Below are 12,378 nucleotides of genomic sequence, written 5' to 3' on the forward strand. Positions count from 1 at the left end.
GGACTGCTCCCCGTCCCTGCGCTGTGACACACCAGACATGAGCTCCGGGCCACAGGTTCATGACTGGAGCTGCGGGGAAGACCTATCCTCGAATAATCATGAGTAGAGCCTCAAGCATGGATCCGTCAGCCGGCGCTGCAGCGGGGTCCGACGCCAGCGACCTGCCCGCCGCCGCCCTGGAGTCGCGGCCCATTGGCGTTTTCGACTCCGGTGTTGGCGGCCTCACGGTGGCCCGCTCCATCATCGACCAGCTTCCCAACGAGTCCATCCTCTATGTGGGGGACACGGCGCACGGACCGTACGGCCCCCTGCCCATCGCGGAGGTGCGGGCCAACGCCCTGGGCGTGATGGACGAACTGGTGGACTCCGGCGTCAAGCTGCTCACCATTGCCTGCAACTCGGCGTCGGCCGCTGTCCTGCGGGACGCCCGCGAGCGGTACACGGCCAAGTACGGCATCCCCGTTATCGAAGTCATCCAGCCGGCGGTGCGGCGGGCGGTGGCAGCAACCCGCAGCGGACGGGTGGGCGTGATCGGCACTTCCGCCACAATCGGCTCGCGCGCCTACGAGGATACGTTCGCGGCGGCTCCTGACCTGGCGATCACCTCGGTGGCCTGCCCGGAGTTCGTCAGCTACGTCGAAGCAGGAATCACCACCGGGCCGGCTCTGCTGGCCGTCGCCGAGGAATACCTCGCCCCGCTCAAGGCGGCCGGCGTGGACACGGTGGTCCTGGGCTGCACGCACTACCCGCTGCTCACCGGCGTCATCTCCTACGTCATGGGGGCGGACGTGACCCTGGTGTCCAGCGCCGAGGAAACCGCCAAGGACGTCTATCGCGCCCTGGCCACCCACAACCTGCAGCGCACGGACGCAACCCCGCCGGAGCACCACTTCGTGGCCACCGGCGACGCCGGCCAGTTCGAGGCGCTGGCCCGGCGGTTCCTGGGGCCGGAGGTCCTCTCCGTCCGCCACGTGGACCATGTGTCCGCCCAGTACCCCACGGGAAGCCTGGCCCGAATCACCCCGGAGATGATCGCCGCCGCCCAGAGCGCTGCGGCGCGGCCGCGGATCTCCAACTTCGTGGGCACTTCAGCGACCGGGGGCAGTGGCCAGTGAAGCTCACCATCGTAGGCTGCACGGGGTCCTTTCCCGGCCCCGGCTCACCGGCGTCGTGCTACCTCCTGACCGCGAACGACGGCGAGCGGACCTGGAAAGTGGTCATGGACCTGGGCAGCGGGGCGCTGGGTGCCATCCAGCGGTACACAGACCTGGAGGACATCGACGCGATCTTCCTCACCCACCTGCACCCCGACCACTGCATGGACCTGTGCGGCCTGCACGTGGCTGTACGGTGGAAGCCCGGCGGCTGGGGGCGCGGCCGGATCCCCGTCTGGGGACCTGCGGCCACGGCAGACCGGATGGCCACGGCGTACGGCCTGGAGCTGGACCCCGGGATGCACGAGGAATTCGACTTCACCAACTGGGCGGAACGCGAAGCCGTGACCGTGGGGCCCTTCACCGTGACGCCCTTCGCCGTGAACCACCCCGTGGAGGAGGCCTACGCCCTGCGGGTGGAAGTGGTGGAGCCGGACAAGGACGGCACCCTGGTGTCCCGGACCCTGACCTATTCCGGTGATACCGATTCCTGTGCCGGGCTTGAGGAAGCGGCCAAGGACGCCGACCTGTTCCTGTGCGAGGCAGCCTTCGAAGAAGGCCGTGATGACGGCATCAAGGACGTCCACCTGACCGGAAAGCGGGCCGGGGAGGCCGCTGCGGCGGCGGGGGCGCGCCGGCTCCTGCTCACGCACATTCCCGTGTGGACATCACAGACCACGGTGATGGCCGAGGCCCGCCCGGTGTTCGGCGGCGACGTCGCGGTGGCGGTCGCCGGAGTGCACTACACCATCTAGCCCTTCGGTCTGCGCGGCCTTCGCTCCGGGTCCCGGCATCGGCCGGGCGTGCAGTCGATAAGCTAAAGGCATGACTTCTGAAGCAACTGCAGTACCCATCGTGCGCGCCGACGGCCGCGCCCCCGACCAGCTCCGGCCCATCAGCATCACCCGCGGATGGTCCACTCAGGCCGAGGGATCCGCCCTGATCGAGTTCGGCAACACCCGGGTCCTGTGCACCGCGTCCCTGACAGCAGGCGTACCGCGCTGGCTTAAGGGGGAAGGCCGCGGCTGGGTCACCGCCGAGTACGCCATGCTGCCCCGGGCCACCAACACCCGCTCCGACCGCGAATCCGTCAAAGGCAAGATCGGCGGCCGCACCCACGAAATCTCGCGGCTCATTGGGCGTTCGCTGCGCTCGATCATCGACACCAAGGCCCTGGGCGAAAACACCATCGTGCTGGACTGCGACGTCCTCCAGGCGGACGGCGGCACGCGCACGGCGGCCATCACCGGCGCCTATGTCGCGCTCGCAGACGCCATCCGCTTTGCCCGCGACAACAAGCTGATCGCAAAAAATGCCCAGCCCCTGATCGACACCATTGCCGCCGTGTCCGTGGGCATCATCGACGGCGTGCCCATGCTGGACCTGCCGTATGTCGAGGACGTCCGGGCCGAAACCGACATGAACGTTGTGGTGACCGGCTCGGGAAAGTTCGTGGAAGTGCAGGGAACGGCCGAGGGCGCACCCTTTGACCGGGCCGAGCTGGACCAGCTCCTGGACCTGGCGCTGCTGGGCACCACGCAGCTCGCCGCCATCCAGCGGGAGACCCTGGCGGACACGCTGTGAACCCGGCCGGCGGAGCTGTTCCCCGCCTGGTCCTGGCAACCCACAACAAGGGCAAGCTGCGGGAGCTCCGTGATCTGTTGCGGGGACAGGTCCCGGGGCTCGACGTCGACACCCAGGTGGTGGACGCGGCAGCGGCAGGTGCCCCTGACGTCGTCGAAACCGGCGTGACCTTTGCCGAAAATTCGCTGCTGAAGGCGCGCGCCGTTGCGGAGGCCACCGGCCTGGCGGCCATTGCCGACGACTCCGGCCTTGCGGTGGACGTGATGGGCGGAGCGCCGGGGATCTTTTCGGCCCGGTGGGCCGGCACCCACGGCGACGACGCCGCCAACCTGCGGCTCCTGCTCAGCCAGCTCTCAGACGTGCCGGACATCCACCGGGGTGCGGCCTTTGTCTGCGCGGCGGCGCTGGCTGTGCCGGACACGAACGGCAGGCCCGGCCACGAGGTGGTGGAGTACGGACAGCTGGAGGGCGTGCTGCTCCGCGAGCCGCGGGGCAGCGGAGGCTTCGGCTACGATCCCGTGCTGCAGCCGGCGGGGGAGGACCGCAGCTGCGCCGAGCTGTCCGCGGAGGAAAAGAACGCCATCAGCCACCGCGGCAAGGCCTTCCGCGCGTTGCTGCCGGCCATCGTTGAGGCGCTGCGCCGGGCAGAGGCCTGACAGACGCAGAGGTTTAACAGCTGCCGGTGAACCAAAAAGGTGTGCTCCCCGCCGCGGCGGGGAGCACACCTTTGATGGTTTAGGGGCACATTACGGGAGGCGGGGGGTCTTCTGCTCGTCCTCGGGGGCGTGCTCCTCGATGAACTCCTCCACGGGGTCGGTACCGTAGGCCTTCGCCTGGCGCTTGGCGGACAGGCCGCGGAGGACCTCCACGCCGATGGGCAGGACGGACACCAGGACGATCGCGATGAAGATGATGTCCAGGTTGTCACGGACCCACGGGATACGGTCGCCCAGCAGGTACCCCAGGAGCGTCACGCCGCCGCCCCACAGCACTGCGCCGATGACGTTGAAGAGGAAGAACTTCTTTTTGTTCATCTGGGCGACGCCCACGATGACGGGGACGAAAGTCCTGATGATGGGGACGAAGCGCGCCAGGATCAATGCCTTGCCGCCGTGCTTTTCGAAGAAGGCGTGCGCGTTCTCCACGTTTTCCCGCTTGAACAGGCGCGAGTTGGGTTTGTTGAAGATGGCGGGCCCGGCCTTCGACCCGATGAGGTAGCCGGTCTGGTTGCCCACGATGGCCGAAATCATGATCAGCAGTGCGAAGACCCACACGTTGAACTTGATGGTGTCCGTGGCCACCAGGAGCCCGGCTGTGAACAGCAAGGAATCGCCGGGCAGGAAGAAGCCCACCAGCAGGCCGGTCTCCGCGAAGACGATGCCGCAGACCAGCAGCACCACCCACGGCGCCAGGGCGGGATCGGCCAGGAAGACCTGGGGGTTCAGCCAGTCGGGCAGGAAGGAGGCGAGCTGGGGCTGCACCGGTCCTGCCCCGCCCAGCATGGACACGGCGAGGTCATTCATCACAGGAAAGTTCACCCCTCAAGGGTACTTGACAGAGCTGTGCCTGCATGGAGGGGCAGCATTCCGGCGGTAAGGTTGGGCCGTGGGTTTGGACTTTACGGCGATCGACTTTGAAACTGCGAACGGCTTCCGGGGCTCTCCCTGTGCGGTTGGCCTGACCAAAGTACGGGGCGGGCAGATCGTGGACGAGGCGTCATGGCTGATGCGGCCTCCGCCGAACCACGACCACTTCGACTACCACAACGTCCGGATCCACGGCATCCGGGCTGACGACGTGGCCGGGCACCCCCGCTTCGGGGAACTCTTCCCCGAAATCGGCGCCTTCATTGGCGACGACATCCTCGCGGCGCACAATGCCGCCTTCGACCTGGGCGTGATCCGGTCGGGCCTGGAGGTCTCCGGCCTGCCGGGGCCCGCCTATGACTATGTGTGCACCGTGATGCTTTCCCGGCGGTGCTATTCGCTGGTGTCCAACTCCCTGCCGTTCGCCGCCGAGGAAGCCGGCGTGCCGTTGGTGAAGCACCACGACGCCGCCGAGGACGCCCGGGCGTGCGCGGGAATCCTGATCGACATAGCCCGGCGGAACCAGGCCAACAGCATCGCCGAACTCTACCTGTCGCTGGGGCTGGTGATGCCGCGCCAGCAGGCTTTCGACCCGGCCACGGACGGGCTGTCCAAGTCCAGCATCGCGGCCCTTGCCGCTGCCGGCGGCGGCACGGCTGCGCCGCTCCGGCCCTTCCAGGCGGGCTGGCCGGAGGAGGGAGCCAACCCGCTCCCCAACCCCGACGCCGAGCCGGGCCACCCCCTGTACGGCCAGACCGTCGTCTTCACCGGGGAGCTGTCCATAGGGCGCCCGGAAGCCAAAAGGCGCTCTGCCGACGTCGGCGCCCGGCCGGAGAGCCGGGTGACCGGGCGCACCACCGTCCTGGTGGTGGGGGACGGCTTTGTTGCCTCCGACCTCCGCTCCGGCCGGCTGACCGGCAAAGCCCGGCGCGTCCTGGAGCTTCATGACCGCGGCCAGCCCATCGAAGTACTGTCCGAAGGCGAGTTCCTGCAGATGGTGGGCGACTTCGCGGCAGCAGCCATCGCCTGAGGCTCCCGGTCCGGCCGCTTCTTCACAGGGCGCAACAAACCTTTGCCCCTGTACCCAGCGCTCCTAGCCTTGGCACATGAGCTCTCTGTTCGCCTTCCCGAATCCGGTCAACGAGTACGCTGCCCGCGTCACTGCCGGACTGGTGGTGGCACTCGCGGTTGTCACGCTTGCCATCGGCTCCGGGTGGGGCCTGCTGGCCATCGCCGCCGGGTTCTGGCTGCGCGTGCTCTTCGGACCGAGGATTTCGCCGCTGGCACTGGTGTCCGTCAAGGTCATCACCCCGCGGCTGGGACGGGTGAAACTGGTGCCCGGACCGCCCAAGCGCTTTGCGCAGGGCATGGGGGCGGCCGTCTCCACAGCAGCCCTTGCCCTGTTCGTGGCCGGAGCGGCCCCTGCGGCGTGGGCGGTGCTGGGCGTCCTGATCGTGGCGGCGTCACTTGAAGCCTTTGCCGGATTCTGCCTGGGATGCGTGGTCTTCGGTTTCCTGCAGCGCCGCGGACTGATCCCGGAGGACGTCTGCGAGGCGTGCAACAACATCAGCCTTCGGCGGTCGTGACGCCCACCAGCAAACCGGCCATGCCGCGGATTGCCTCAGGCGCCTCCAGCGACTCCAGCCAGTCTGCGGGCAGGCACTCCTCGCCGTAGTAGGCACCCAGGATGTTCCCGGCCAGGGAACCGGTGGCATCGCTTCGCCCGCCATGGCTCACCGCCAGGGACACCGCCTCCCGGAAGTGACGGACGGGCAGGGTGTCCGTGCCGTCGTCGTCCGTCCCTGCGCCAGCCGTCCCCGTGCCGGGGACAGTTGCGAGCACGGCGTAAAGCGCGACGGCGAGGGCGTCCTCGGCGGTCCGGCCCTCACCGAGCGCCTCGGTGAGTTCCTCCGGCGTGGTTCCGCCCCTCGCGGCGAGTGAGAGCGCGGCTTCCAGGCGTTCCGGCAATTCTTGAGCCACACCCGCCAGGGTGTGGGCGTGGGCGGTTACGGCGGAGGCGGCCTCCGGCAGGGCTTCACCTGAAACCAGCCGGTGAACCAGCAGGCTGAAGATTCCGGAAGCCTGGCGCGCCGCGGGGTGCCCGTGCGTCAGGGAGGCGGCGTCGGCACTCAGCTTGTAGACGGCGTCGGGCGCAATGTGCGGGATCAGCCCGAACGGTGCTGACCGCACCACGGTGCCCCAGTCTTTCGATTCGGGGTTCACGGGGCGGACCGAGGTGCCCATTTCACCCGTTGCCAGCCCGGAAATGCAGGTTGTGCTGGGGTTCCGCCGCTGGCGGAGCACAGCGTGCCCGTCAATCCACCGGGGCTGCGGTGTGGGGGCCGACGCCGGAGCGGCTTCCCCCTGGGTGGCCAGCCACCGGAGGTAGGCGAGCCACAGGCAGGCGTTCACATCCGCGCCCACGCCCGAATTCGCCCATTCCAGGGCCTCAACCAGCCCGTCCACCGTGTAGAGGGTCAGCTGGGTTTCGTCGGAGAACGTGCCGGGCATGGGGCCGAATGCGGTGATGCCAAGCCCGGCGGAGCGGCTCGGGATCTCCTCAACCGACCCCGCGCCGACGGCGTAGCCCAGGGAATCGCCCAGCGCGCCGCCGAGGAGGCAGCCATGGATGCGGGATTTCAGGGCGGGCACGGACGGGCCGGGTTCAATGCTCATGCTGTAAATTTACCGCGGCCTCCGACGATGCCGGGACGCGCGCCCACTCCCGGCACTCCGCAAAATACGCTGCACCAGCAAACGTCCAGCGTCGGCTGGAATAATGGACGGGTTGCCCGGCGGCAGCACCGCCATCTTCTGCCTACCAAAGGGTCCCGCCATGAGTTCCCCCGTACCCGCCCCCCACGACGTCCTGGTGCCCAGCGGCCCGGAGGCCGCCCGGCCGGGGCTCCTGCCCAGGCTGGGGGCCGAGGCGTTCGGCACCTTGTTCATCGTGGTGGCCGGCCTTGGCGTGCCCCTGTTCACCATTCCGGATTCCAGCCCCCTTCCCGCGGCACTTGCCGCGGGCCTGGCCGTGACCGCCGCGATGCTGGCGTTCGCGCACGTTTCGGGCGGCCACTTCAACCCCGCCATCACGTTGGGGCACCTTGTGGCGGGCCGGATCAGGGCCGGAGCTGCGGCCGCCTATGTGGGCGCCCAGCTGGCGGGGGGACTCGCAGGAGCCCTAGCGCTTTACGGGATCCTGCGCACCCTGCCGGGCATCGCGGACAGCCGCACCGCATTTGACACCGTGACTGCCGGCTTCGGCGAACACTCCATCATCCAGGCGCCGCTGGCGGCAGTGCTGCTCCTTGAAATGCTCGGAGCCGCTATTGTCGTCGCGGTCTTCCTGGGCACGTCCGGCAGGGACACCCGGGACGGGGGCATCCGGTCTGCGGCCCCCGTGGCCGTGGGCCTGACCTTTGCGGTGCTGCTGCAGCTGGGCCAGTCGGTAGGGAACCTGCCGTTCAACCCTGCCCGCGCTGTTGCGTCTGCGGTGTTCAGTTCGGGCTGGGCCGTGGGGCAGCTCTGGGTATTCCTGGCCGCCCCGCTCTTGGGGGCTGCAATTGCCGGGCTGGTCTTCCGGAGCATCGGAGCTGCTGGTACCGGTGCCGTTGTGCAGGCCGGGACCGGAGCAGCCAATGAGGCAGGGGAGCCCGCCGAAACGGCCGAACCCGGATCCAGCGAAGCCCAGGAATTCTTTGACGGCAAACGGGGCTGACGGTGAACGCGGCGGTTGCGCCTGCTGTCAGTGGCAGCCGATAGCTTAGAAACATGCGGCTACTACATACATCGGACTGGCACCTGGGGCGGTCCTTCCACGGCGTTGGCATGCTCGATGCCCAACGGGATTTCGTTGACCAGTTGGTCCGCACGGTCACTGAGCTCGGCGTCGACGTCGTCCTGGTGGCCGGGGACGTCTATGACCGTGCCCTTCCCGGAGTCGATGTGGTGCGCCTGCTGGATGATGCCCTGGTCCGCCTGACAGCTGCGGGCGCACAGGTGGTGCTGACCAGCGGCAACCATGATTCCGCCATCCGCCTGGGTTTCGCCTCCCGCCTCCTGGAACGCGGGGGAGTCCATCTCCGGACCAGGGTCGAGAGCCTGGACCAGCCGCTGCTGATGCCCCTGGGCGATGCCCCTGACGGCCACCCAGCTGACGCTGTGCTGGCCATCTACGGCATACCGTGGCTCGAGCCCCGTCTTGTCGCCGAACAGCTCGGGGTGGAGACTGCCAGCCACTTCGAGGTCACCCGGGCGGCAACAGCGCTGATCCGGGAGGATATCGAACGGCGTTCAGCGTCCGCCGCCGTCCACTCCGTGGTCCTGGCGCACACGTTTGCCAGCGGCGGGATCAGCTCGGACAGCGAACGCGACCTCAGCATCGGCGGCGTCGGAGCCGTACCGCTGGACCTCTTCGATGGCTTCAGCTACACCGCGCTGGGCCACCTGCATGGCCGCCAGGCACTGTCTCCGCAGGTCCGGTATTCCGGCTCGCCGCTGGCGTATTCCTTTTCCGAAGCCACACACCGGAAGGGCGGCTGGCTCGTGGAGGTTGGAGCTGAAGGTGTCAGCTCCGTGCAGGAAGTCCTGTGGGAAGCGCCCCGGGCGCTGGCCGTGCTGCGCGGTCCGCTGGAAGAGCTGCTTCAGCTGCCCGAGCACCAGTGGGCCGAAGCAGCCTACTGCCAGGTCACGCTGACAGACGCCCAGCGTCCAGCCCGGGCCATGGAACGGCTCCGTTCCCGGTTCCCGGACACGCTGGTCCTCGGCTTCGACCCCGAGGGTGGAACCCCGGCGGCCGCTTCCAGCTACAGCAGCAGGCTCGCCGAGGCACCCGACGACCTCTCGGTATGCTGCGGCTTCCTGGACCACGTGCGGGGCAGGGTCCCCGATGACGCCGAAAAAGCGGCACTCGCAGCCGCGCTGGAGAACGTCCGCCTCCTGGAGGCTTCCCGATGAGGATCCACCGCCTGCAGATTTCGGGGTTCGGCCCTTTCGCCGGCACCGAGGAGATTGATTTCGACCGGCTCAGCGCACACGGCCTCTTCCTGCTCAACGGCCCCACGGGTGCCGGGAAAACCAGTGTCCTGGATGCCATCTGCTTTGCCCTCTACGGTTCCGTCCCGGGAGCCCGCCAGGACGGTAAGCGGCTCCGCAGCGACCATGCGGACCCGGCGCAGGAACCCGCCGTGACCTGCGAGTTCTCGGCCCAGCGACGCCGCTTTGAAGTGACACGGTCCCCGGCCTGGGACAAACCGAGCGCCCGGGGGAAGAACGGCTTTACCACCCAGCAGGCCAAGACCCTGCTGCGTGAACGGACAGGGGGGACCTGGACGGACAAGTCCGCCCGGAATGACGAGGCAGGCGCTGAGATTCTGGCGCTGCTGGGCATGGACCGCGAGCAGTTCACCCGCGTGGTGATGCTGCCGCAGGGAGATTTTGCCGCGTTCCTGCGTTCCAAGGCCACGGACCGGCTGGAACTCCTGCAAAAGCTGTTCGGTACCGAGCGGTTTGAATCGGTGGAGCAGGAGCTGTCCCGCCAGGCGCAGGCAGCAAAGGATGAGGTGTCCCACCTTGCGGGCCGGCTCGAACTCCTGGCAGCCCGCGCGGAGGCCGAGGCTGCGCGCCTCAGCCTAGACAGCTCCAGCGCTCCCTCCCCGGAGAACACCGAGGCGCGGCTCGGCTGGCTGGAGGAAGCGGTGGCCGCCCGCCGTGAGGAGCTGACGGCGCAGGCAGGACGGGCCGGGGCCGCCAGCACCGAATGCAGGAACGCAGTTGAAGCCGAAACACTTCGCGCCGACCGGCGCCGGAAGCTCGATTCCGCCGCAGCCCGGAAACTGGCGGTGGAGCAGGGCGCGCAGCTGCTTGGCGATCATCTCCTCCGGCTGGCCCGGCACCGGAAGGCCGAGGTCCTGCAGGGGCAGCTGCGGAACGTTGATGCCAGTGCCGCCAAAGCCCGGAGCGCCGCTACCGCCGTGGAGTCGGCCTTCACCCTTCTCAGCCTGGCTGCTGGGGAGGACCCCGAACTGGCGGAGCTGGAACTCCACTTAGCGCCAGGCCCCGTCGCGGATGCCGCAAGACCTGCCGCTGGAGCTGCAACCGAGCTGGGCCGGCTGCGCTCCCTCCTGGCCGTGGTCGAGGCCAGGCTGCCCGACGAGGACCGGCTGCAGGCCCTTCGGAAGCGCCACAGCAGCCTGCTAGGGAAGCATGAGGAACTTGCCGCGGACCTGGAACAAGCCGGCAAGCGCGCCAAGGATCTGACGGACGAGCGGAGCCGTCTCCAGGACGGGCTGCAGGACCTGGAACACCATGCGGCCACTGCAGCCCTGCGCCGGAAGGAAGCTGCAGCAGCGGAGGAACTGCTGGACGTGGTCAGGCGCTACGGCTCCGCCGTTGCAGCCCGGGACCTGGTGAAGGTCCGCCATGACGAATGCCGTGACCGGCAGCTGGAGGCGAAACGCCGCTGGCTGGACCTGAGGGAGCAGCGGCTGGCCAATGCCGCTGCCGAGCTGGCTGCCAAGCTGGTCCACGGGGAACAATGCCCCGTCTGCGGCAGCCCGGACCATCCCGCCCCGGCCGCGGGGAGCTCCGGTGGCCCGGAACTTGCCCAGGAAGAGGAAGAAGCCCGGCTGGTCCACGAAGCAGCGGAAGCCGCCTTTGCCCGGGTGGCCCGCGAGCTGGGGGAGGCCAGCCAGCTGGTGGCGGTCCTCGCCGGGCAGGGCGGGGACACCGCGGAGGACGAGGCCCTTAGCGCGGCGGAGGGTGCGCGCCGGGCAGCCGCCGACGCCGATGGGGCAGTTAAGGAACTGGAAGCAGTCAGGCTGCGGCTCGGCAAACTCGAGACCGCAGCGGCGGCCGCCCAGGAATCCCGCACCGGTACCGAAGGCGACCTGGCCCGGACCGCGGCGTCACTTGCCGACGTGTCCGAACAATCCTCGGCCCTGGACCAGGCGCTGGCCGGGCTGAGGGGTACCCACCGCAGCCTGGCCCAGCGGCTGCGTGCGCTGGAGACCGCGGTGACAGTGCTCAACAAGGCGGTTGAGGCGCAGGCGCACCTCGACAGGATGGAGGCCCAGGCAGCGGAGGCAGTGGAGCAACTGGAACTGGCCCTGCCTGCTGCCGGTTTCACATCCGCTCGTGAGGCTCGTGAGCAGCTGCTCGACGCCGATGAGGCGGCTGCGCTCGAGGCAGGGGTGCGGGCAGCCCAGGACGAGGAAGCAAGAGTGGAGGAGTTGTTCGCGTCCGACGACGTCCTGCTGGCGCTGGAGGAGAAGTCCGCGGGCTACGAGATGGACGGGGCACGGCTCGACGCCCTGCGTGAAGCTGCGGCACAGGCCCTCCAGGATGCCCGGGATGCTGACCTGGCTGCCGGGATGGCCGCCCGGTGCCTCGCCTCGCTGCGCGGCATCCGTGCTGAGTACGAAGACCTGGCAGGCTCAGCACGGCAGCCGGCAGAGCGGGCTCAGATGCTGGCCGGGCTGGCTGATGCTGCGGCCGGGCGGGGCGAGAACAACTACCGGATGAGCCTGAACAGCTATGTCCTGGCCGCCCGCCTGGAGCAGGTTGCCGTGGCCGCCTCCGAACGGCTGGTGGCCATGAGCGATGGCCGCTACCTGCTCCAGCACACCGACGCCAAGGCCGCGCGCGGAGCAAAATCGGGGCTTGGACTTGAAGTGGTGGACCAGTGGACCGGGTTCCGCCGGGACACCTCCACCCTGTCCGGCGGGGAGTCGTTCATGGCTTCCCTGTCGCTGGCACTTGGCCTGGCGGACGTTGTCCAGCAGGAGGCAGGCGGAGTGGAAATTGAAACCCTGTTTGTCGATGAGGGATTCGGAAGCCTGGACGAGCAGTCCCTTGAACAGGTGATGGACGCCCTGGAAGGGCTGCGGGACGGCGGCCGCGTGGTGGGACTGGTCAGCCATGTCGCAGAGATGAAGCAGCGGATCGGCGCCCAGCTCCAAGTGCTCAAGGGCCGGAACGGCTCCACCCTCCGGATATCGGACGGCGCGGACGTGCCGGTGTGACCGGGCGCTCCTCTAGCCAATCTGCGCTGTGAC

Annotated in this window: 11 protein-coding genes; 9 read left to right on the forward strand and 2 right to left on the reverse strand. The window is 68.7% G+C overall.

The window, feature by feature from the left end; translation table 11 throughout:
• Positions 1-116 precede the first annotated feature (116 nt).
• The 4 genes from murI to rdgB all read left to right on the forward strand — a co-directional run bounded on the left by murI (position 117) and on the right by rdgB (position 3,394).
• A complete protein-coding gene (gene murI, locus IEX33_RS04355; protein WP_104184891.1) occupies positions 117-1,115 on the forward strand; it encodes a glutamate racemase in 999 nt (332 codons plus the stop codon).
• Complete coding sequence (locus IEX33_RS04360) at positions 1,112-1,909, forward strand: MBL fold metallo-hydrolase (RefSeq protein WP_104184890.1); 798 nt, start codon at positions 1,112-1,114, stop codon at positions 1,907-1,909. The genes murI and IEX33_RS04360 overlap by 4 nt, the downstream gene beginning before the upstream one ends.
• Before the next feature lie 70 nt (positions 1,910-1,979).
• On the forward strand, positions 1,980-2,738 hold the full coding sequence (gene rph, locus IEX33_RS04365; RefSeq protein WP_104184889.1) for a ribonuclease PH: 759 nt from the start codon (positions 1,980-1,982) through the stop codon (positions 2,736-2,738).
• The gene (gene rdgB / locus IEX33_RS04370) at positions 2,735-3,394 is read left to right on the forward strand and encodes an RdgB/HAM1 family non-canonical purine NTP pyrophosphatase (RefSeq protein WP_188727921.1); all 660 of its coding nucleotides are present in this window, start codon (positions 2,735-2,737) and stop codon (positions 3,392-3,394) included. Before rph ends, rdgB begins: the two co-directional genes overlap by 4 nt.
• A 90-nt stretch (positions 3,395-3,484) precedes the next feature.
• Here the strand turns inward: rdgB and IEX33_RS04375 are convergent, their stop codons facing one another.
• A complete protein-coding gene (locus IEX33_RS04375; RefSeq protein ID WP_104184887.1) occupies positions 3,485-4,261 on the reverse strand; it encodes a VTT domain-containing protein in 777 nt (258 codons plus the stop codon).
• A gap of 82 nt (positions 4,262-4,343) precedes the next feature.
• On the opposite strand from IEX33_RS04375, the gene IEX33_RS04380 reads away from it, so the two are divergent.
• Both IEX33_RS04380 and IEX33_RS04385 read left to right on the forward strand, forming a co-directional pair.
• Positions 4,344-5,354, forward strand: coding sequence for an exonuclease domain-containing protein (locus IEX33_RS04380; RefSeq protein WP_188727923.1), 1,011 nt, complete (start codon positions 4,344-4,346; stop codon positions 5,352-5,354).
• A 76-nt stretch (positions 5,355-5,430) separates the two neighbouring features.
• The gene (locus IEX33_RS04385; protein WP_188727925.1) at positions 5,431-5,910 is read left to right on the forward strand and encodes a DUF4395 domain-containing protein; all 480 of its coding nucleotides are present in this window, start codon (positions 5,431-5,433) and stop codon (positions 5,908-5,910) included.
• On the opposite strand, the gene IEX33_RS04390 is transcribed toward IEX33_RS04385, so the two are convergent.
• Positions 5,891-7,000, reverse strand: coding sequence for an ADP-ribosylglycohydrolase family protein (locus IEX33_RS04390; protein WP_188727926.1), 1,110 nt, complete (start codon positions 6,998-7,000; stop codon positions 5,891-5,893). The genes IEX33_RS04385 and IEX33_RS04390 overlap by 20 nt on opposite strands.
• Positions 7,001-7,160: 160 nt before the next feature.
• Between IEX33_RS04390 and IEX33_RS04395 the strand changes: the two genes are divergently transcribed.
• Genes IEX33_RS04395 through IEX33_RS04405 form a run of 3 tightly spaced genes read left to right on the forward strand, consistent with a single transcriptional unit; the run spans position 7,161 to position 12,345 of the window.
• On the forward strand, positions 7,161-8,042 hold the full coding sequence (locus tag IEX33_RS04395; protein WP_188727928.1) for an aquaporin: 882 nt from the start codon (positions 7,161-7,163) through the stop codon (positions 8,040-8,042).
• Positions 8,043-8,095: 53 nt separating this feature from the next.
• The gene (locus IEX33_RS04400; protein ID WP_188727930.1) at positions 8,096-9,280 is read left to right on the forward strand and encodes an exonuclease SbcCD subunit D; all 1,185 of its coding nucleotides are present in this window, start codon (positions 8,096-8,098) and stop codon (positions 9,278-9,280) included.
• Complete coding sequence (locus tag IEX33_RS04405; protein WP_188727933.1) at positions 9,277-12,345, forward strand: AAA family ATPase; 3,069 nt, start codon at positions 9,277-9,279, stop codon at positions 12,343-12,345. The genes IEX33_RS04400 and IEX33_RS04405 overlap by 4 nt, the downstream gene beginning before the upstream one ends.
• Positions 12,346-12,378 lie beyond the last annotated feature (33 nt).

This window comes from Pseudarthrobacter scleromae (genome assembly GCF_014644515.1).
In the GTDB taxonomy this organism is placed as follows: Bacteria; Actinomycetota; Actinomycetes; order Actinomycetales; family Micrococcaceae; genus Arthrobacter; species Arthrobacter scleromae.